The sequence below is a fragment of the Brachybacterium sp. genome, from assembly GCF_052095815.1.
In the GTDB taxonomy this organism is placed as follows: domain Bacteria; phylum Actinomycetota; class Actinomycetes; order Actinomycetales; family Dermabacteraceae; genus Brachybacterium.
Window position 1 is genome coordinate 11,368 of the sequence record NZ_JBQDLF010000015.1, and the last position, 19,333, is coordinate 30,700.

Sequence of the window (19,333 nt, forward strand, 5' to 3'; positions counted from 1 at the left end):
AGTGGGTGGTCAGAGGTGGGGCGCTGTCAGAGCGCGGCGACACCGGCGGCGCGGGCGCGCTGTGCCAGCGCCTTCTGGGTGAGTGCGACCAGCGAGCCCTTGTAGGCGCCCGGGTTGCCGAGGGCCGCGGTGAGCCGGTCCAGGTAGACGGCCAGCACCACGACGGCGAGGCCGGCCTCCACGCCCAGGGCCAGGTTCTGGGTGGAGATCGCCTGGACGACCTCCTTGCCCAGGCCGTCCGCGCCGACCATGCCGGCGACGACCGCCATGGACAGCGAGAGCATGATGACCTGGTTGACGCCGGCCATGATGGTGGGGACGGCCAGCGGGAGCTGGATGCCGCGCAGGATCTGTCCGCGGGTCGCGCCGAAGGCCTCACCGGCCTCGACGGTCTCGGAGTCGACCTGGCGGATGCCCAGCTCGGTCATGCGCACACCTGGGGGCAGCGCGAAGATGATGGTGGAGAAGACGCCGGGGACGACGCCGATGGAGAAGAAGGTGACCGCCGGGATCAGGTAGACGAAGGCCGGCATGGTCTGCATGAAGTCCATGACGGGCTTGACGATCGAGCTCACCGTGCTGTTGACCGCGGCGAGGATGCCGAGCGGCACCGCGATCAGCACCGCGAACAGGGTGGCGATCAGCACCAACGACATGGTCTGCATCATCGTCTCCCACTGCTCCATGGACAGGACCAGTGCGAATCCGACCAGGGTGGCGACGGCGAGCTTCCAAGAGCGCAGGATCAGGGCGATCAGCGCGAAGATCGGGATCGCGACCAGCGCCGGGACCAGCAGCAGCACATCGGTGAGGCCGCCGATCAGGAGGTCCATGATCGCGCGGAAGGCGTCGAACAGCCAGGAGACGTTCTCCTTGAGCCAGTCGAAGCCGTCGTCGATCCAGTCGCCGAGCGGGATGCGGGGGACGAGGGAGTCTTCCTGCGGGGTCATCGTGCACCTCCCTGCGCATCGTCGGTCTGGGGGGCGACGGCATCACTCCCCGGTGATGGGGTGCTGGTGGTCTGGCCGTTGCCGTTGCCGTTGCCGACGCCCGCCGCCGTGAGCAGCGTGACCCGAGGGACGACGCCGGAGAAGCGACCGCGCTCGTCGACGACGACCAGCGGGCTCAGGTGCTTCGCCGAGAGCGCGAAGAGATCAGCGATCGGGGTGTCCTCGGAGACCACCGGCATCTCGTGGGCCGTGGACCAGGGCAGGTCGTCACGGCCGGCGCTGACTGCCGCGGCGACGTCGTCCTCCCAGAGCACGCCGTGCGGAGTGCGGTCGCGGCGCAGCACCACCAGCCAGGAGTTCTGAGTCGCGCGCAGCATGCGATGCGCAGTGCGGGGACCCTGCCCGTCACCGAGGACCTCGGCGGGCTTCTCCATGATCGCCCCGGCGGTGAGCACGCGGGAGCGGTCCACGTCCTGGATGAAGCGGGCGACGTAGTCGTTGGCCGGCTCGTTGAGGATCTCGTCGGAGGTCCCGACCTGCACGATCCGGCCGTCGCGCATCATCGCGATCCGGTCACCGAGGCGCATCGCCTCGTTGAGGTCGTGGGTGATGAACAGGACCGTCTTGTCCAGGCGCTGCTGGAGATCCACGAGCTGGTCCTGCATGTCGCGACGGATCAGCGGATCCAGGGCGCTGAACGCCTCATCCATGAGCAGCACGTCAGTGCCGGCGGCGAGGGCGCGGGCCAGCCCCACTCGCTGCTGCATGCCGCCAGAGAGGTTGTCGGGACGGTAGCCACCCCAGCCCTTCAGCCCGACCATCTCCAGGGCGGTGTTCGCCTTCTCCTCGCGATCGGCACGGTTCATGCCGCTGATCTCGAGCCCATAGGCTGCGTTCTCGCCGACGGTGCGGTGGGGAAGGAGGGCGAAGTGCTGGAAGACCATCGAGACGCGCGTACGGCGGGCTTCGCGGACCTGCGCCGGGGACATGTCCGAGAGGACGGCGTCACCGATCCGCAGCTCGCCGGCCGTGGCAGGCAGCAGACCGTTGACCATCCGGATCAGGGTGGACTTGCCGGAGCCGGACAGCCCCATCACCACGAAGATCTCGCCGGGGTCGACGCTGAAGCTCGCATCGATCACGGCTGCGGTCAGTCCGTTCTCGCGCAGCTCGCCGCGACTGCGGCCCTGGCGCAGGGCATCGACTCCTCGGGCGGGGCGGCGGCCGAAGACTTTATACAGGCCTTCCGCAGAGATCACTGGAGGCACGTGGGCTCCTTCTTCGGTGGGCGATTGGTGGGCATCCATCGCATCGACGGCGTCCTGTTCCCCCGTTCCGGGGTGCCGGCGCGACTCTGAGACTCTTCGAAGCGTAGGCGTCGGCGCAGACCGAATCAGCCCAGGATCAGGCGTTTTCGTCCGATGGCGGGGTCTGCTGAAGCCGTAGCGGGACGTGGCCGACTATGGGTGGCGAGGAATGAATCGACGCATGGCCTGGAGCGATGCGGGGCTCGAAGTAGTCGCATCGTCCGAGATTCGTCTGTCCGACAATCTGGACATAACTATTCGGTCACGCATGGCGTGGTGCGAAAAGCGCGCTGCCACGGGCGCGAATCCTGTGTCTCAGGTCTCCGGTGCGGCACTCTTTGCCGCTGCCGCTGCCGCTGCCGCTGCCGCTGGCGCTGGCGCTGGCGCCGGCGGGTGGGCCAGGGCGCAGGTTCAGGCGCGGCTCGGGAGATTCTCCGCGAGGAAGCCGACGGTCCGCTGCCAGGCGGCCTCTGCGGCGTCGGCGTGATGGAGCCCCGGATGAGGATTGTCGAACGCATGGCCCGCGCCCTCGTGCAGCTCGAAGCGCACCTGCTCCCGAGTGCCGCCTGCGGTGACCGCCTCGCGGATCTGCTCGACCTGCTCCGCCGGGATGAAAGCGTCGGCGGTGCCGAAGTGGTGCAGGCTCGGCGCCCCCACCAGGGGAGCCCGGTGCAGGAGCGTCGGCAGGGCGGAGCCGTAGTAGCTGACCAGCACCGACGGCGGGCGCTGCTCGTCGGCGGCGGAAGCGGCCGCGGCGAAGGCGAGCCCGCCGCCGTAGCAGAAGCCGAGCAGGCCCACCTGCTCGGAGTCCACGGCGCCGTGCGCCCGCAGCGCACCCATCGCAGCGATCGCGTCGGCCTCCGCGCGCTCCCAGGGCAGTTGCCCGGTCAGGGTGACGCCCTCGGTGAGCCAGGAGTCGAAGTCGTCCCAGTCCTCGAGCCCCACCAGCGGCGGGTCCAGACGGGCGAACAGCTGCGGGGCGAGCACCGCATAGCCCAGCGCGGCGAGGTCCGCGCAGCGCTGCTGCATGTACTCGGACAGGCCGAAGATCTCCTGCAGCACCACGAGCCCGGGCACCGGCTCCTCGAGGTTCTCGGGCAGCCAGAGCAGGCCCGGCAGGTCGCCGGCGTCGGTCGGGATCGGAAGCATCGTCGCACTCACGCTGTGACTGTATCCCGCTCCCGAGCGCCGGGGGCTGCAGAACACGAGTCCCACAGGACCACCGCCGGCGACTCGCAGGAAGGTGACTCGCAGGACTCGGGCCTACTCTGATCTCGACCCGCTCCCATCACCGCTGAGGACCGACCATGACCGCTCTCGAGGATCGCTGGACCGCCGCCTACGCCCCTGGGGTGCGCCGCCATCTGGACTATCCCGCCGGTTCCCTGGTCGACGAGTTCGATGCGTACACGGTGACCTATGCGGAGCAGGCGGCGCTGGACTTCTTCGGCCGACGCACGAGCTATGCCGAGCTCGCCGCCCAGGTGCGGGCCGTGGCCGGGAACCTGCACCGCTTGGGCGTAGGGCCGGGATCGACCGTGGCACTGCTGATGCCCACCTGCCCCCAGCACGTCGTCGCCTTCTACGCCGCGCTGCGGTGCGGCGCGACCGTCGTCGAGCACAACCCGCTCTACCCGGCCCACGAGCTCGCGCCGATGTTCGCCGACCACCGCGCGGAGGTCGCGATCGTGTGGAACGTCGCGGCCGGGACCCTGCAGGAGCTGCCGGAAGAGGTGCGCCCGGGCGCGATCATCGCGGTGGATCTCATCGAGGAGATGCCCCGCGGGAAGCGCGCCCTGCTGCGGCTGCCGCTGAAGAAGGCCCGTGCCTCACGGGACCAGCTCTCCCGGCCCGCGCCGGCCAGCACTCTTCCCTTCTCCGGGCTGCGCCGCGAGGCCGCCCCGGCACCCGCCGCCTCCCGTCCGGCGCGCGAGGACACCGCCTTGCTGCTGTACACCTCGGGCACCACCGGCGCCCCGAAGGGCGTGCCGCTCAGTCATGCCAACCTGATCGCCTCCACCACTCAGGCCCGCGAATGGGTCACGCCCCTGGTCCCGGGCAAGGAGGTGTTCATGGCCTGTCTGCCGCTCTTCCATGTGTTCGGCTGTTCGCTGTCGATGAACGCGGGCCTGACCGTCGGGGCGATGCTGCACCTGATCCCCAAGCCCGAGACCGGACTGATCCTCGATGCGATCAAGCGGCGGCGGCCGACGACGATGATCGCGGTGCCACCGCTGTTCGATCGCGTCGTCACCGGCGCGAAGGAGCGGGGCGTCTCGCTCGAGGGAATCCGCACCGGGATCGCTGGAGCGATGCCGCTGCGACCCGAACTCATCGAGGCCTGGGAGAACGCGACCGGGGGCCTGCTCATCGAGGGCTACGGGCTCTCGGAGTGCTCGCCGATCGTCTGCGGCAACCCCGTCGACAGCACCCGCACCCCGGGCTCGATCGGCATCCCCTTCCCCGACACCCAGGTACGCCTGGTCGACCCCGAGGACCTCGACCGGGATGTGGAGCCCGGTGAGCCGGGGGAGATCCTGGTGCGGGGCCCGCAGGTGTTCTCCGGATATCGCGACCGCCCCGAGGCGACCGCCGAGGCGTTCCATGACGGCTGGTTCCGCACCGGAGACATCGCCCAGGTCGACGAGCGAGGGTTCCTGACGATCGTCGATCGGCTCAAGGAGATGGTGATCACCGGCGGTTTCAACGTCTATCCCTCCGAGGTCGAGGACGCGATCCGTGGGGAGCACGGCATCGAGGACATCGCCGTGGTGGGCGTGCTCGACGAGCAGGGCGCTGAAGAGGTGGTCGCCGCGATCGTCACGCCGGATGGAGTGCTCCCCGACGTCGAGGACCTGCGCCGACTGCTCAAGGAGCGGCTGACGGCCTACAAGGTGCCGCGCCGTTTCCACGTGCTCGCCGAGCTCCCGCGCAATGAGATGGGCAAGGTCCTGCGCCGTGAGGTCCGCGACCGGCTCCAGGAGCTCGACCGCCGACGCCCCCGGCGCTGAGCGCGGCAGTGCTGAGCCGGGCAGTGCTCAGGAGAAGAGCATGAGCGCGTAGACGCCGAACAGCAGCAGGTGCACGGCGCCGTGCACCGCGGTGGTCCGCGGAGCGCTCGCCGAGATCGCGGCGACCGCCAGGGTCACCCCGAGCAGCAGCAGGTTCGTCGGCGATTCCGCGAGCACCACCTCGGTGCCGGTGACCAGCCCGATCACCAGCACCGTGGGGATCGTCAGGGCGAGGGTCGAGACCAGTGCGCCATGGCACAGGTTCACCACCCGCTGCATTTCCCCGTTCAGCGCCGCCCGCACCGCGGTGATCGACTCCGGCGTGAACACGATCATCGCGATCAGCACTCCGCCGAGGGCGACCGGGGCACCGAGCCGCGCCAGGCCGTCATCGAGCAGCCCCGCCATATGGTGCGAGAGCAGCACGATCGGCAGCACGGTCGCGATCAGCAGGGCGGCGCGCGCCAGCAGCTCCTCCCGGTGCAGGGAGAGGACCTCCCGCAGCGCGGTGCGGTTCCCGGTAGTGCGGGCGGTGCGAGTGGTGGCGGCGGTGGCGGCGGTGGTGCGGGTGGCGGTGGTGGGGTTCGCGTCGGTCGCGGGCTCGGCGGCCGCGGCGCTGCCCACGGCTCGCTCGATCTCCTGGAACTCACCGGCCTGGGCTCCCATCTGGCGCCAGAGGAAGAAGGCGTACACCGCCACCGTGAGCCCACCGACCACCAGTGCCTGGGGAGGCGCATAGCCGCCGCTCTCGCTGATCGTCGCCGGCAGCGCGAAGGCGAGCGCCGCGAGCGCGGTGAGCATCACCAGGTAGGCGGAGGTCCCCACCCGGTGCGTAGCGAGGGAGCCGTGCCGCAGGCCGCCCACCAGCAGGCAGAGCCCGAGCGCCAGGTTCATGATGATCATCGAGACCGCCATCACCGAGTCCCGGGCGATCACGGCGTGCTCTCCGGGACCGAGCATGACCGCGGCGATCAGCACCACCTCGATCACCACGATCGAGAGCGTCAGCACGAGCGTGCCGTAGGGATCGCCGAGCCGGCGCGCGAGCGCCTCGGCCTGGTGGACCACTCCGCCGGCGGCGACCACGATCACCGCGATGATCGCGGCCAGCACCAATGCGAGCACGGGGGAGGGCAGCGGCGCGGCCAGCAGCGGGCCGGCGAGGCTCAGAGCGCCGACGGCGGCCCAGCCGAGCACCAGGCGTCCGATGGCGTCGCGGGTGAGGAGCTCGCGCGCGAGCTGTCTGCGGGTACGGGGGCCGGGCTGGGCGGGGGAGTGGCCGGTCGGGGTCATGGGGGATCCTCCTGCGAGGCCGTCCTCCCTGCGACTGCGCGGACCGGGTCGTCCCGGCGGCGGCGCCGGCACTCTCCGCGCGGCGCCTCCCCACCGTAACCTCACCGCGCCCGGCGGTCAGCTCCCGGTGAGGGAACTGACCACCGAGGGCGGTGATTCAGCAGCCGAGCAGCTGAGCGAGTGGGTGGTCCAGCAGTCCAGCAGTCCAGCAGTCCAGCAGTTCAGCAGTTCTGTGGCCGGTGGCTCAGCCGTCGCGGGGGACCGAGATCCCGACCAGCAGGCCCTGGTCGTTGTCGGCATAGGTGCCCGGGGCGACCAGCAGCCCCCAGGTGGTGCCGTCGGTGGTCGTGGCCTCGCAGTCGACGGTCTCGAACTCGGTGAAGTCCAGGCCGTCCTCGCAGGTGACGTCGCTCCACTCGGCCATTGTGTTGACCGGTACATAGGCGTTCTCGGAGGTCAGCGTCTGCAGTGTGCTCTCGGCGACCTCGTCGGCGCTGAGCGGCTCGGCACCGAACATCGAGCCGAATCCCACCCCGGTGAGGCTGACGTCCTCGTCCAGCAGGCCATCGGCCGCTGTGGGCAGCTCGGTCCCGGTCGAGAACAGCACTGCCACCGTCGAACCGTTCTGAAATCCGTCCTCCGACGGCACGAAGACCACGTTGGCGACCCACTCCTGGTGCGGCTCGGTCGTATCGAAGCTCGCCGGGCCGAGGCATCCGGTCGCTGCGGCGCCCGGCTCGAGCACCAGCTCGTCCTCGCATTCGGCAGTGCCCTCGAAGGGTGCTGCGAGAAGTGCTGCCAGGTCGTCGTCCGTGAGGGCGGGGGCGCCCTCTCCGCTGGTGTCGTCCGTCCCCAGATCGGTCACCAGCATGATCCGCGTGCGCTCCCTCGAGGCACCCGGCTCACCCCCGTCCTCTCCCGCACCCTCATTGGCCCCTGCGCCGTCTCCTGCTTCCTCTTCTTCTTCCTCGCCGCCACCGTCCGACGCGGACTCCTCGTCGGAGGCGTCCCCGCCTTCCGATGACTGCTGGTCCTGCTCTCCACCACCATCGGAGGTGTCATCGGCATCCGTCTCGGCGGCCCCGGCGGGGGTCTCCGGAGGGGTGTCGACGTCGGCCCCGCAGGCGCTCAGCCCCAGCAGGGCCGCGCCGGCGCAGAGCGCCATCGTGGTGCGGGCTCGTCGGCCGATGCTCGTGATCGTCATGACGGTTCCTCTCCTCGGGAGTCCGCGGGGCGGCTGCACCGTGGTGGACATCGAGCCAAATGGCCCGGGTCACACGGTGCCAAAAGGTAAAGGAAAGGTCAAGGCTTAGTCACGGGTGTGGCGCGATGGCGAGGTGAAGATTTTGTGTGCAGCTGTCGTTCGGGGCTCCGGTCGGGCTCAGGCATCCGGGCCGCGAGGGGTGGGGTCGCCGTGCTCGCGGCGGTAGCGGTCGTCCTCGGCATCCTCGTCGTCCACAGAGCGTCGCGGATCGCGGAACCCGAGGGCGATACCGAGTGTGGCGCCGACGGCGAAGCCGATCAGAGCACCGATGAAGATGTTGTTGATGACGGCCAGCCCCAAGCCGATTCCCACGGTGAAACCGATCATCATGCCGAAAGGGAGCCAGGTGGCGTCGAAGCGGCGACGCGTGGGTGCAGTCATGGATCCTCTGTCCGATCAGACCCACCGGCAGGGCCGACGGGAGGGGAACTACCAGGGTAGTCTCGGCTGCTGTGACCTCGCGCGCCAGGACGCAGACCCCACGCCCGTCGGCCGTGGACCGCCGATACCATCACGGGCGTGACAGCGACTCCCACTTCGGCTCCGAGCCCCACCACCCTGCAGGCACTGCGGAACCCGCGGCTCCTCACCACCGAGGCGCTCGCCGGGGCGGTCACCACGCTCGCCCTGATCCCCGAGGTCATCTCGTTCTCGGTGATCGCCGGCGTGGACCCGAAGGTCAGCCTCATCGCCTCGGTCGTGCTCGCGATCTCGATGTCGATCCTCGGTGGCCGGCCCGCCATGATCACCGCCGCCGCGGGTGCCGTCGCGCTCGTGGTCGCGCCGCTGGTCCACACCCATGGCGTCGAATACCTGCTGCCCACGGTGATCCTCGCCGGCATCATCCAGATCCTCTTCGGTGTGCTGGGGCTCGCCAGGATCATGCGGTTCATCCCGCGCTCGGTGATGATCGGCTTCGTCAACGCGCTCGGGATCCTGATCTTTGCCGCTCAGCTGCAGCACGTGCTCGACGTGCCGGCCATGGTCTACCCGTTGTTCGCGCTGACCCTGCTGGTGGTGCTGCTGCTGCCGCGCTTCACCAAGGCCGTGCCCGCACCGCTGGTCGCGATTGTGCTGGTCACCGCGATCGCGGTGTTCGCGCATCTCTCCGTACCCACAGTCGGCGACCAGGGCGAAGTCTCCGGCGGACTGCCCGGAATCACCCCGCTCGAGGTCCCGCTGGACCTCGACACGCTGCGCCTGATCCTGCCCACCGCCCTCAGCGTCGCCTTCGTGGGACTGATGGAGACGCTGCTGACCGCCAAGCTCGTGGACGACATCACCGACACCCGCTCGCACAAGAGCCGTGAATCCTGGGCGCTCGGCGTCGCGAACATCCTCGCCGGCTGCTGGGGAGGCATCGCCGGCTGCGCCATGATCGGGCAGACCGTGGTCAACGTGAAGCTCGGCCGGGCCCGCACGAGGCTGTCCACCTTCTTCGCCGGAGCAATGCTGCTGATCCTGGTCACCGTGCTCTCGGATCTCATGGAGGCGATCCCGATGGCCGCGCTCGCCGCGGTGATGATGGTCGTCGCCGTCTCCACCGTGAACTTCCACAGCGTGCGACCCGCGACCCTGAAGCGGATGCCGTGGTCGGAGACCCTGGTGATGGTCACGACGGTCGTGGTCGTGGTCGCCACCAACAACCTCGCGATCGGCGTTGCGGCCGGGGCGCTGCTGGCGATGGTGCTGTTCGCCCGCCGTATCGCGCACGTGACGAGCGTTCGCCGTCTGGTCACCGACGGGGCGGCGACCTACACGGTGCGCGGCCCGCTCTTCTTCGGCAGCAGCAACGACCTCGTCGAGCAGTTCACCTACGCCGAGGACCCGCCGCAGGTCACCATCGACTTCTCCGCCGCCCAGATCTGGGATGCCTCGACCGTCGCCGTCCTCGATTCGGTGCAGACCAAGTACTCCGACCACGGCATCGAAGTGCGTTTCACCGGGCTGGACGAGCACTCCACCCAGTTCCACGGCCGGCTCACCGGCACGCTGAACTGACCCTGCCCAGCAGCAGCAGCTGTCAGCTCCGCACTCACCAGGGCAGGACCTCCGGGATCGGCTCGGCGCCGAGGACGTGCTGGTCGCAGAACGCGAGCACGGCCTGGTTCCAAGCGAGCGCATTGGATGGGGTGAGCACCCAGTGGTTCTCGCTGGTCAGCTGCAGGAAGCGGTGCGGCATGCCCTGCGGCTCGCCGTCCCAGGTGGAGACCAGGTCCCACCACAGCCGCAGCGCCTCGCTGATCGGCACCCGGTAGTCGCGGTTGCCGTGGGTGATCAGCATCGGGGTGGTGATCGCGTCGACCTCGTGATGCGGGGAGAACGCCCGATACCAGTCCGGATCCTCATCCTCATGACGGTGCACGCGCATCTTGGAGGCCGCGGCGTCGGTGGTGCGGTGCTGCTGATCCAGCGCCCACAGCCCCGCATGGGTGACGATCGCGTCGAAGCGAGTGGTGTGCCCGGCGATCCAGTTCGCCATGAAGCCGCCGAACGACGCCCCGAGCATCGCGGTGCGGGAACCGTCGAGGTCCGCCCGCTCGAGCACCGCATCGAAGAGGGTCTCGCACTCGTGGAAGACCACGTCCGGACGGCGCGGCCAGCCGCGGTTCAGCCCCGCCTTCCCGTAGCCGGTGGACATCGCCGGATCCGGCATCAGCACCGCATAGCCGCGCTGCACCGCGAGCCACGGGCACCAGCGCCAGCTCCAGGCGTTGTAGGAGCCGTGCGGCCCGCCGTGGATCCACAGCATGACGGGCGCCGGGGCCTCGGCCGACGCCCCCGCGGGGACGCACAGCCAGCCGCCCACGGTGAGCCCGTCGACGTCGGTCTCCACCCATTCCAGCGTACCGGGCAGTGCGCTGACCGCACCCGGTGCAGGCAGCTCGGTGACGGCACCGGCGCCAGCGTGGGAACCGGCGTCGATCCGGACCGGCCGGGACGGGGTCGCCACGTCATTGCGGAGTGCGAACAGGGTGCCGCCGGCCGTCGCGGCGAGTGACGAGAAGACGCCGTCGCCTGCCACCGTGCGGGACTCGCCGGTGGCGGCGTCGATCCGCAGCACCGCGCCGGAGGAGTGCAGGTCACCGGTCACCAGCAGGCTGCCGTCAGCGGCCCATTCGAGGTCGGTGATGCTCAGATCGCCGAGCAGCGCGGTGACCGGCTCGCCGCCGCTGATCTCGCCGCCGCCGAGGGGGTGGATCTCCAGGCGGCTGTAGCTGGTGTCGGTGGGCGAGGAGGCGGTCGAGCGGATCACGGCGAGCTTCTGGCCGTCGCGGGAGAACAACGGGGAGCCGTACTGGGCAGACTCGTCGGCCTCCAGCAGCACGCTGCGGCGCAGGGTTGCGGTGTCGATCAGCACGAGCGAGCTGCGGGTCTCGCCGCTGCGCACCCGCTGGGTCCAGGAGGTCGCGACGGTGGAGCCGTCGGGGGAGAGGTCCGCGGAGGCGGCGTAGAGGGTCACGGTGCCGACGTCCGGGGTGAGATCGGTGAGGTCACCCTCCGGGGACACCAGCACCAGGCGGCGGCTCTGGTCGCCGATCTCGTGGTCCCACAGCCGGATCGGCATCCCGGTGTGCCAGATGGTGGTCTGCTTCGCGTCATTGCGGGCCTTGCGGCGCTCGGCATCCTCCTCGAGGTTGCTGCCCGGCAGCACGCTGGTGGCGGCGAGCATGGTCCCGTCCGCGGCGACCGAGAGCAGGGACAGGCCTGCGGCGGCGGAGGCCACCACCTGTGCTTCGCCGGTGCGCGGCAGGCGCCAGATCGCGGTGACCTCCTCCTCGGCACCGCCTTCAGGATCCGGCCGGGAGGAGCTGAACAGCAGCGACCCGTCGGGGGCGAACCGGGGCGAGCTCTCGCCCTTGGCGGAGAAGGTCAGCCGACGGGCGGGCTGCTCCCCGGCCGGGTCGAGCTCCCAGAGCGAGGAGACGAGCTTCGCGCCGGGCTCGTCGGCCTCCTGGATCGCCGTGACGACTCGCCCGTCGTCGCTCGCGGCCACGGAGGCCAGGCGCGGGATCCGCAGGAAGCCGTCGATGTCAGCAAAGTCAGCGAATCCAGCGGGATCAGCGAATCCAGCGGGATCAGTGAATCCAGCGGGATCAGCGGGATCAGCAGACGGGGTCGAGGGAGCGGCAGGGTCAGCGGTGGGAGAGGTCATCTGCGTCACGCTACCGGAGCCGCGGGCGCCACCGAGGGCAGGTCAGGGGACGATCACGATCTTCCCGTGAGCGTGACCGGACTCCACCAAGGCGAGTGCCTCAGCAGCCTGGCTCAGGGGGAAGGTCTCCACCACGTGCGGGTCCACGAGACCGTACTGGACGACTCCGGTGATCTTGCCCAGCACCCCCTCGGAGCGCTCCCGACCGCCGCCGCCGAGCTCGACGGCGGTGGTGCCATCGGCAGCGGAGACGATCACCGAAGGATCCTTCGCCAGCGGCGCCAGCTCCCGCAGCGCGTCCCCGCCCACGAGATCAGCCAGCACATCCACGCCGCCCGGGGCAAGCGCCCGCACCCGCGCGGCGACCCCCTCACCGGAGGGGACGAAGGTCGCGCCGGTGGCCTCGACCAGCTCCCGCTTGGACTCCGAGGCGACACCGATGGCCTTCAGCTCGTGGACCTTCGCGATCTGCAGGGCCATGCGGCCCACGCCGCCGCCCGCGCCGAGCACCAGCAGCGTCTGGCCGGCCTCGATCTCGACCTGGTGGGTGAGGTCGTAGGCGGTGGTGCCGGCGACCGGGATCGCGGCGGCATCGGTGAAGGAGATCTCCTCAGGCTTGACGACCGTCGCCGAGGCGTCCAGGACAGTGTGCTCGGCGAAGGCGCCGAGCCCGCGCGCCGGGGCGCCGAGGACCTCGTCGCCGACGGCGAAGTCCCGGGTTCCCTCGCCGACAGCGGTGACGATGCCGGCGGCCTCGAGGCCCATCGCCACCGGCAGACGGCCACGGGTGCCGAAGACGCCTTCGCGCCGCTTCCAGTCCGCGGGGTTCACGCCGGCGGCGCGCACCTCGATCGCGATCTCCCCGGCACGGGGGGCTGGGGCCTCACGCTCGGTGAGCTGCTGACCCTCCGGGCCTCCGTAGGTGGTGAAGACGAAAACCTTGGACATCTGCGTTCTCCTGTGTCGTTGCTGCTGTGCGGGGAGCGGCCGCTCCGGGCGTGTGCCCGTGGGGCCGCCATCAGGGGTGCTGCGGGGGATCAGGCCCGGGGAGACTGGTCCTCGCCTGCGGCCTCGGCGGCGTCCGCCTCCTCCTTGGTGGCGAAGGCGCCGTCCACCGCATGCTCGGGCGGGCTGTAGATCGTGTACAGCACGAGGGGCTCCTCCCCGGTGTTGCGGACGTTGTGCTGGGCGCCGGCGGGCACCGCGCACAGATCACCGGCGTGGACTGCGTGGGTGTGGCCGTTGAGGTCGGCTTCACCGGTCCCGGAGACCAAGGTCAGGATCTGGTCCGTGGTCTCGTGGACCTCGTCCCCGATCTCTCCGCCCACCGGCACGGTCACGAGGACGATCTGGGAGTGCTTCCCCGTCCACAGAACCTTGCGGAAGTCCGGATTCGCTGTCGCGATGTCCGCGATGGTGAAGTGCTCGACGTCGCCTTCGAGGGCGAAATGCTGTTCAGACATGATGCGCTTCCTCTCGAGTGGACATGGTTCTGTTCGGGGTCAGATGCTCTGGCTCGCCCCGACGCTCTGCGGAATGCGGGTCTCGGACGGGGAGCCCGGGCGGGCGCCGTGCTGATCCTTGCGGCGGCGCAGCAGTCGCATCGCGTTGAGGATCACCAGCAGCACCGAGCCCTCGTGGACCAGCATGCCGATCGCCATCGTGACCCCACCGGCGAACACGCCCACCAGGAGCGCGATCACCGTGATCAGCGCGATCGCGATGTTCTGTCGCATCACGGAGACCGTGCTGCGGGCCAGACCGATCGCCTGCGGGAGCTTGAGCAGATCGTCCTTCATCAGGGCGATGTCAGCGGTCTCGATGGCGACGCCGGTGCCGGCGGCGCCCATCGCCACGCCAATATCGGCAGTGGCCAGGGCCGGGGCGTCGTTGACGCCATCGCCGACCATCGCCACGGTGCAGCCCTCGCTCTGGAGCTGCTGGACGACGGTGAGCTTGTCCTCGGGCAGCAGCTGGGCGCGGACCTCGTCGACCCCGACCTCGGCGGCGACCGCCTCGGCGACCCGCCGGTTGTCACCGGTGAGCATGATGACCTTCTTGACCCCGGTCGCGTGGAGCCGGGCGATCATCTCCCTCGCGTCGGTGCGGATCCGGTCGGCGACCGCGACCACGCCGATCACGCGGCCGTCGAGGGTGACGACCATCGGGGTGCGGCCGAGTCCGGCGAGCCGGTCGACCTCCGCGGTCGCGCCGCGATCCTCGGAGATGTCCTCGGCCGCCAGCAGCGGCAGGTTGCCGACGGCGACGCGTCGACCCTCGAGGGTGGCGACGATGCCCTTGCCGGGAACCGGCTCGGTGTGCTCGGGCAGGCCATGGGTGGGCAGGCCCTCGGCCGCCGCGGCGTCGATCAGGGGACGTGCCAGCGGGTGCTCGGAACCGGCCTCGGCACGTGCCGCCCAGCCGAGCACGTCGGCACGATCCAGGGCAGGGTCCAGGACGGTCACGTCGGTGAGGTAGGGCTTGCCCTCGGTGAGGGTGCCGGTCTTGTCCAGGGCGACGGCGGTGATCTTCGCGCTGGTCTCCAGGTACTCGCCACCCTTGATGAGGATGCCGTCCTTGGCACCGCGGCCGATGCCAGCCACGATCGAGACGGGGATGGAGATGACCAGCGCCCCGGGGCAGCCGATCACCAGCAGGGTCAGGGCGAGCACGACGTTCCCGGTGATGAGCCCCGTGATCAGGGCCAGCAGAATGATGCCGGGGGTGTACCAGGTGGAGAACTTCTCCATGAAGGTCTGGGTGCGGGCCTTGGCGTCCTGCGCTTCCTCGACGCGATGGATGATGCGGGCCAGGGTGGTGTCGGCCCCGATGCCGGTGGCGCGCACCTGCAGGAAGCCACCGCCGGAGATGGTGCCGGCGAACACCTGGTCGCCCTCGCCCTTCTCGACGGGGATGGACTCGCCGGTGATCGACGCCTCGTCCAGAGCCCCGGTACCGCCGATGACGATGCCGTCCACAGGGACCTTCGCGCCGTTCTTGACCAGCACCGTCTCCTCGGGCTGGACCAGGGCGGCGGAGATCTCCACCTGTTCGCCCTCCCGCATCACCACGGCGACATCGGGGGCGACAGCCACAAGCTCCGCGAGCGCCGAGCGGGTGCGGTTCATGGTGCCGGCCTCGAGGGCGTGGCCGATGGCGAACAGGAACGTGACTGCAGCCGCTTCCCAGTACTGCCCGATGATCAGCGCACCGACCGCGGCGATGGAGACCAGCAGATCGATGGCGATGACCTTGACCGTCAGCGCGCGCAGGGCCTTGAGGATGATCGGGATGCCGGCGACCAGGGCCGCGGCGACCATGAAGAGATCGGAGGTGACCAGGGCGGTGGGCCCGTTCAGCTCGACGCCGAGGCCGTGTTGGTGGCCGGAGCCGAAGGGGTTCACCCCGATGGACAGGGAGAGGATCGCGGCGACGACGATGAGGAGACCCGAGATGATCGGGGTTCCCCAGGGACCGCGCAGCCAACGGGTCAGAGCAGACATGGTGTGGTGCCTTTCAAGTCGGGTGCGGCGCAGGATGCGGAGCAGGGTCCGGGGAAGGCGGCCGGGCCGCGGGGCCCGGCCGCCAGGGGGTCAGAAGGCCGAGAGGACGGACGTGTAGCCGGCCTTGCCGATCGCGGTGACGATCTCGTCGGTGGTGGTCACGGAGGCGTCGTGGTCGACTTCGACGCGGCCGGAGGCGAACTTCACGCTGACGTTCTGCACGCCCTTGAGGCGGCCCACCTGCTTCTCGATCTTGGCGACGCAGGAGGGGCAGCTGAAGCCCTCGGCGCGGAAGATGGAGTGGGTGCTGGTGACGGGCGTGGCAGTCATGATGAGCCTTCCTTCTGGAGCGTGGTCCTCGAGGGGATGTCCCTCGATGTGCTCTCAACCTAGAAGTGTTCTTGTGGCAGCGACATGACGGGGATCAATCAACTGCACATCACTTCTGACCAGGCCGGATGGGGGAGGGCTAGAGTCGATCCATGACCGTCACGGAGCCGCCCGCCGGGCCCGCCGCCCAGGGTCGGCGCACGATCCCGCTCACGGAGATCACCCTGCCTCACCAGTGCCCACGGCCGGTGCGGCTGTACGTCCTGGCCCGCGCGCCCTACTTCCTCGGGCTCAGCGAGGAGGAGCTGGACCGCATCGATGCCCGGATGCGCACCCTGACCTTCGCCCCGGACGCCCCGATCTACCGCGCCGGCGAACCGGCGGAGTCCCTCTACGTGGTCGCCGAAGGCCGCGTGAAGCTCTCCCAGGTCACTGCGGGTGGGACCGAGACGGTCACCGATCTGCTGGTCCCCGGGGAGCTGTTCGGGACCATGAGCACTCTCGGCGAGCCGATCCACCACCAGACCGCCTCGGCGCTGGTGGGCACCTGCGTGCTGCGCATCGACCAGGACGACTTCCGCTCTGTCCTCGCTGAGCAGCCGCGCATCGCGCTGCGGGTCCTCGACGACGTCGCCGCCCGCCTCTCGCGTGCTGAGACCGACATCGGCTCGCAAGGCTCCGCGACCGTCGAGCAGCGGGTCGCGAGCACCCTGCTCCGCCTGGCGGACAAGCTCGGTGAGGACCGTGGGAGCGAGGGGATCATGCTCGAGGTGCCGCTGTCCCGCGCGGATCTCGCGGGCCTGGCCCGCTCCACCCCGGAATCCGTCTCCCGCGTGATGAGCCGGTGGAAGAGGGAGGGCCTGATCGACTCCGGGCGGCGCTGGACCGCGGTGAAGGATCGCGGACGGCTCGAAGTGCTACGGGATGCGCAGGAGTGAGCTGGCGGCGCTGCACAGCTCGGCTCATTACTTCAAGTCGGCCCTCTGATTCAAGTCGGTCCACTCGCTCAACCCGGCCCGCTGGTTCGACCCGGCCCCATGGTTCGTGCCCCCGGCGCGATTCGAACGCGCGACACCCGCTTTAGGAGAGCGGTGCTCTATCCCCTGAGCTACGGGGGCGATCCGGCCCATGCCCGGAACGAACCGGGACCTGAGCCTCGAACATGGTAGCGCTCCATGGCAGGATCTGAGCATGTCCAGCGAGCTGCCCGAGACCTCCGCCACCGTCGCCGCCGTGATCCTGGCCGGTGGTGCGTCCTCGCGCCTGGGTGGCGCGGACAAGACCCGTCTGCCGATCGCCGGCGCGACCGCCCTGGAGCGGGTGCTGCGCGCCGCCCCCCACGGACGGCGCATCGTCGTCGGTCCCAGCGGCGAGGACGGCAGTGACCTCGCCACCCGCCATGGCGCTCGCTTCGTGCTCGAGGATCCGCCGCGCTCCGGGCCGCTGGCCGCTCTCGCCCGTGGCGTCACCGAGTTCTCCGAAGGCCCGGACAGCGCCACCGTGCTGGTGCTCGGCGGAGACATGCCGATGCTTCGTCCCGAGACACTGCGCAGCCTCGCCACCCGCAGCGCTGAGACCGGGCAGGTGGTGGCCCTCGAGGCCGACGACGGCCACCTCCAGTTCCTCGGCGCGGCCTGGCCGCTGGGCCGGCTGCGAGCAGCACTGGGTGCGGTCGAGCATGAAGACGGTGGCTGGGCCGATCTCAGCCTGCGCCGGCTCTACGCGCAGCTCGGTCCGGAGGAGCTGGGAACGCTGCGTGCGCTCGGCGCTGAAGGCGCGGACATCGACACCCCGGATGCCCTGGCCCAGGTGCGCCGCGCGGCCGGTCCCCGCATCGCCCTGGCCCAGATCGAGATCTCCGAAGACCTCGAGGCCACCTTCGAGACCGTGCGTGGCGCGGTCATCGAGGCCGCCGAACAGGGGGCGCACCTGGTGCTGCTGCCCGAGGCGACGCTCACCCCCTTCGGCACCGATCTGCGAGCGGCCGCTCTCGCGCACCATGACTCCTTCGCCCAGCTGGTCCAGGAGCTCGCCGAAGCGCATTCGCTCGTGGTCGTCGCCGGCTCCTTCACCCCCACCGAGGACGGCCGCGTCCACAACACCGTGATCGTGCGTGGCCCGAACTGGGATCCCCACCTCGAGTACCGCAAGATCCACCTCTTTGATGCCTTCGGCGCCGACGAGTCCCGGACCGTCGCCCCGGGCAGCGAGCTGGTCACCTTCGATCTGCACGGCACCCGCTTCGGGATCGCCACCTGCTATGACGTGCGCTTCCCGGAGCAGTTCACGGCGCTGGCCCGCCGGGGTGCGCAGGCGATCCTGCTGCCGCTGGCCTGGGCCGAGGGGCCGGGCAAGCGGGAGCAGCTGCAGCTGCTGCTGCGGGCCCGCGCTCTGGACTCCACCACCGTGGTGCTCGCCGCGGACCAGGCCCCTCCCGCGGAGTACACCGGGAAGGCGGCTCGCGGCATCGGCCGCAGCGCCGCCGTCGGCCCGCTGGGCGCCATCCGCCAGGAGCTCGGCCGCGAGCCGGGGCTGCTGCTGGTGGATCTCGATCTCGAGGAGATCGATGCTGCCCGGGCCGCGCTCCCGGTGCTCGAGCATCACGTGGACCTTCCTCGCGACTGACCCTGCGGCTGGCGTGACCCGAGGTGACCGGCGCCACGGCGGCACCGTGCCCTGCTGGCGTAGCCTGCAGGAATGATGTCTTCGATCGACAGCTTCGGCTCTGTTCGCCCCGCTCCTGCCCGTCGTGCCCCTGCCCGTCTGGTCACGCTGCTCGCGCTCTGCAGCGCGATGCTGTTCGCCGTGCTGCTGGCGATGCCCGCCCCGGCGCAGGCGCATGACACCCTGCTCAGCTCGGATCCGGAGGACGGCGCGACTCTGGAGGCCTCGCCCGAGGCGCTCACCTTCACGTTCTCCGCAGATGTCCTCGAGGTGAGCCCGCTGGTGCGGATCTCCGACGAGTCCGGCACCGAGCTCGCCGAGATCGTCCCGACCGTCGACGGTCCGATCGCCACCGCGACGCTCGAGGAGCCGCTGCCCGCAGGCACCCACACCATCCAGTGGCGCGTGGTCTCCAGCGACGGCCACCCCATCGAGGGCACCCAGACCCTCACGATCGAGCAGGGACCGGCCGAGCCCGCTGCCCCGAGCGACGGCGGCGGTGCTGCGGAGGAGCCCGGCGCCGCGGCGAGCGATGCCGGGGGAGCGGAGAGCTCGGACGCTCCGGTCACGGACGACGCCCCGCAGGAGCAGGGCGCCTCGGCGCAGTCCTCGGATGATCAGGGGGGCCTCCCCATGGGAGCCCTGATCGGGATACTCGCGGTGATCGCCGTGGGTGCTTCCGTCGCCGTCTACTTCATCGGGCGCCGCGGGGCCGGCCCGCGGCTCGTGGCGGCGGCGACGTAGGGCTGCGACTTACCCCCGCGCCCCCCCGCACAGCGCGCAGACGCGCGCCGTCGCGGGCCCCCGACGCCGATGGCGTCGGGGCCCCTCCTCACGTGGTCGGGAAGACCGGGC

At 70.4% G+C, this 19,333-nt stretch carries 16 protein-coding genes and 1 tRNA gene; 5 read left to right on the forward strand and 12 right to left on the reverse strand.

The window, feature by feature from the left end:
• Nucleotides 1–26: 26 nt before the first annotated feature.
• The 3 genes from ACTH43_RS08045 to ACTH43_RS08055 form a co-directional block, all read right to left on the reverse strand.
• A complete protein-coding gene (locus ACTH43_RS08045) occupies nucleotides 27–950 on the reverse strand; it encodes an ABC transporter permease (RefSeq protein WP_345076792.1) in 924 nt (307 codons plus the stop codon).
• Complete coding sequence (locus ACTH43_RS08050) at nucleotides 947–2,257, reverse strand: quaternary amine ABC transporter ATP-binding protein (RefSeq protein WP_425548347.1); 1,311 nt, start codon at nucleotides 2,255–2,257, stop codon at nucleotides 947–949. Before ACTH43_RS08050 ends, ACTH43_RS08045 begins: the two co-directional genes overlap by 4 nt.
• 411 nt (nucleotides 2,258–2,668) lie before the next feature.
• Nucleotides 2,669–3,418: a dienelactone hydrolase family protein gene (locus ACTH43_RS08055; protein ID WP_441444405.1), complete on the reverse strand. Its 750-nt coding sequence runs from the start codon at nucleotides 3,416–3,418 to the stop codon at nucleotides 2,669–2,671.
• Nucleotides 3,419–3,564: 146 nt separating this feature from the next.
• Between ACTH43_RS08055 and ACTH43_RS08060 the strand changes: the two genes are divergently transcribed.
• Nucleotides 3,565–5,268 carry an AMP-binding protein gene (locus tag ACTH43_RS08060; protein ID WP_441444406.1) on the forward strand — a complete coding sequence of 568 codons (1,704 nt, stop codon included), beginning with the start codon at nucleotides 3,565–3,567 and terminating at the stop codon, nucleotides 5,266–5,268.
• 27 nt (nucleotides 5,269–5,295) lie between these two features.
• Here the strand turns inward: ACTH43_RS08060 and ACTH43_RS08065 are convergent, their stop codons facing one another.
• The 3 genes from ACTH43_RS08065 to ACTH43_RS08075 form a co-directional block, all read right to left on the reverse strand.
• Nucleotides 5,296–6,561: a calcium:proton antiporter gene (locus ACTH43_RS08065; protein ID WP_441444407.1), complete on the reverse strand. Its 1,266-nt coding sequence runs from the start codon at nucleotides 6,559–6,561 to the stop codon at nucleotides 5,296–5,298.
• A 244-nt stretch (nucleotides 6,562–6,805) separates the two neighbouring features.
• Nucleotides 6,806–7,765, reverse strand: a complete 960-nt coding sequence (locus ACTH43_RS08070) for a hypothetical protein (protein ID WP_441444408.1) — start codon at nucleotides 7,763–7,765, stop codon at nucleotides 6,806–6,808.
• Nucleotides 7,766–7,942: 177 nt separating this feature from the next.
• Nucleotides 7,943–8,206 carry a hypothetical protein gene (locus tag ACTH43_RS08075; RefSeq protein ID WP_441444409.1) on the reverse strand — a complete coding sequence of 88 codons (264 nt, stop codon included), beginning with the start codon at nucleotides 8,204–8,206 and terminating at the stop codon, nucleotides 7,943–7,945.
• 138 nt (nucleotides 8,207–8,344) lie between these two features.
• Here ACTH43_RS08075 and ACTH43_RS08080 point away from each other — a divergent pair, with 138 nt between their 5' ends.
• Nucleotides 8,345–9,826 carry a SulP family inorganic anion transporter gene (locus ACTH43_RS08080; RefSeq protein WP_441444410.1) on the forward strand — a complete coding sequence of 494 codons (1,482 nt, stop codon included), beginning with the start codon at nucleotides 8,345–8,347 and terminating at the stop codon, nucleotides 9,824–9,826.
• 34 nt (nucleotides 9,827–9,860) lie between these two features.
• Here the strand turns inward: ACTH43_RS08080 and ACTH43_RS08085 are convergent, their stop codons facing one another.
• The 5 genes from ACTH43_RS08085 to ACTH43_RS08105 all read right to left on the reverse strand — a co-directional run bounded on the left by ACTH43_RS08085 (nucleotide 9,861) and on the right by ACTH43_RS08105 (nucleotide 15,814).
• Nucleotides 9,861–11,981 carry a prolyl oligopeptidase family serine peptidase gene (locus tag ACTH43_RS08085; RefSeq protein WP_441444411.1) on the reverse strand — a complete coding sequence of 707 codons (2,121 nt, stop codon included), beginning with the start codon at nucleotides 11,979–11,981 and terminating at the stop codon, nucleotides 9,861–9,863.
• Between the two features lie 42 nt (nucleotides 11,982–12,023).
• Nucleotides 12,024–12,929, reverse strand: coding sequence for an NADP-dependent oxidoreductase (locus ACTH43_RS08090; protein WP_441444412.1), 906 nt, complete (start codon nucleotides 12,927–12,929; stop codon nucleotides 12,024–12,026).
• Nucleotides 12,930–13,018: 89 nt separating this feature from the next.
• Nucleotides 13,019–13,444: a cupin domain-containing protein gene (locus ACTH43_RS08095; protein ID WP_441444413.1), complete on the reverse strand. Its 426-nt coding sequence runs from the start codon at nucleotides 13,442–13,444 to the stop codon at nucleotides 13,019–13,021.
• 39 nt (nucleotides 13,445–13,483) lie between these two features.
• Nucleotides 13,484–15,484 (reverse strand): heavy metal translocating P-type ATPase, encoded by a 2,001-nt coding sequence (locus tag ACTH43_RS08100; protein WP_441444414.1) that lies wholly within the window; start codon nucleotides 15,482–15,484, stop codon nucleotides 13,484–13,486.
• Nucleotides 15,485–15,574: 90 nt separating this feature from the next.
• Entirely contained in the window at nucleotides 15,575–15,814 is a 240-nt protein-coding gene (locus tag ACTH43_RS08105) for a heavy-metal-associated domain-containing protein (RefSeq protein ID WP_441444415.1), read from the reverse strand.
• 152 nt (nucleotides 15,815–15,966) lie between these two features.
• Between ACTH43_RS08105 and ACTH43_RS08110 the strand changes: the two genes are divergently transcribed.
• Complete coding sequence (locus tag ACTH43_RS08110) at nucleotides 15,967–16,752, forward strand: Crp/Fnr family transcriptional regulator (protein ID WP_441444416.1); 786 nt, start codon at nucleotides 15,967–15,969, stop codon at nucleotides 16,750–16,752.
• Between the two features lie 107 nt (nucleotides 16,753–16,859).
• On the opposite strand, the gene ACTH43_RS08115 is transcribed toward ACTH43_RS08110, so the two are convergent.
• Nucleotides 16,860–16,932 (reverse strand) — tRNA-Arg (locus ACTH43_RS08115).
• 73 nt (nucleotides 16,933–17,005) lie between these two features.
• Here ACTH43_RS08115 and ACTH43_RS08120 point away from each other — a divergent pair.
• Both ACTH43_RS08120 and ACTH43_RS08125 read left to right on the forward strand, forming a co-directional pair.
• Nucleotides 17,006–18,439: a nitrilase-related carbon-nitrogen hydrolase gene (locus tag ACTH43_RS08120; protein WP_441444417.1), complete on the forward strand. Its 1,434-nt coding sequence runs from the start codon at nucleotides 17,006–17,008 to the stop codon at nucleotides 18,437–18,439.
• 72 nt (nucleotides 18,440–18,511) lie between these two features.
• The gene (locus tag ACTH43_RS08125) at nucleotides 18,512–19,222 is read left to right on the forward strand and encodes a copper resistance CopC family protein (protein WP_441444418.1); all 711 of its coding nucleotides are present in this window, start codon (nucleotides 18,512–18,514) and stop codon (nucleotides 19,220–19,222) included.
• Nucleotides 19,223–19,333: the final 111 nt, after the last annotated feature.

Excerpts from the sequence above, each read along its gene's own strand:
- ACTH43_RS08100 (WP_441444414.1), bottom strand. The coding sequence starts at position 15,484 with ATGTCTGCTCTGACCCGTTGGCTGCGCGGTCCCTGGGGAACCCCGATC.
- ACTH43_RS08060 (WP_441444406.1), top strand. The coding sequence starts at position 3,565 with ATGACCGCTCTCGAGGATCGCTGGACCGCCGCCTACGCCCCTGGGGTG.
- ACTH43_RS08095 (WP_441444413.1), bottom strand. The coding sequence starts at position 13,444 with ATGTCTGAACAGCATTTCGCCCTCGAAGGCGACGTCGAGCACTTCACC.
- ACTH43_RS08085 (WP_441444411.1), bottom strand. The coding sequence starts at position 11,981 with ATGACCTCTCCCACCGCTGACCCTGCCGCTCCCTCGACCCCGTCTGCT.
- ACTH43_RS08125 (WP_441444418.1), top strand. The coding sequence starts at position 18,512 with ATGATGTCTTCGATCGACAGCTTCGGCTCTGTTCGCCCCGCTCCTGCC.
- ACTH43_RS08110 (WP_441444416.1), top strand. The coding sequence starts at position 15,967 with ATGACCGTCACGGAGCCGCCCGCCGGGCCCGCCGCCCAGGGTCGGCGC.
- ACTH43_RS08070 (WP_441444408.1), bottom strand. The coding sequence starts at position 7,765 with ATGACGATCACGAGCATCGGCCGACGAGCCCGCACCACGATGGCGCTC.
- ACTH43_RS08050 (WP_425548347.1), bottom strand. The coding sequence starts at position 2,257 with ATGGATGCCCACCAATCGCCCACCGAAGAAGGAGCCCACGTGCCTCCA.
- ACTH43_RS08105 (WP_441444415.1), bottom strand. The coding sequence starts at position 15,814 with ATGACTGCCACGCCCGTCACCAGCACCCACTCCATCTTCCGCGCCGAG.
- ACTH43_RS08075 (WP_441444409.1), bottom strand. The coding sequence starts at position 8,206 with ATGACTGCACCCACGCGTCGCCGCTTCGACGCCACCTGGCTCCCTTTC.
- ACTH43_RS08065 (WP_441444407.1), bottom strand. The coding sequence starts at position 6,561 with ATGACCCCGACCGGCCACTCCCCCGCCCAGCCCGGCCCCCGTACCCGC.
- ACTH43_RS08090 (WP_441444412.1), bottom strand. The coding sequence starts at position 12,929 with ATGTCCAAGGTTTTCGTCTTCACCACCTACGGAGGCCCGGAGGGTCAG.
- ACTH43_RS08045 (WP_345076792.1), bottom strand. The coding sequence starts at position 950 with ATGACCCCGCAGGAAGACTCCCTCGTCCCCCGCATCCCGCTCGGCGAC.
- ACTH43_RS08120 (WP_441444417.1), top strand. The coding sequence starts at position 17,006 with ATGTCCAGCGAGCTGCCCGAGACCTCCGCCACCGTCGCCGCCGTGATC.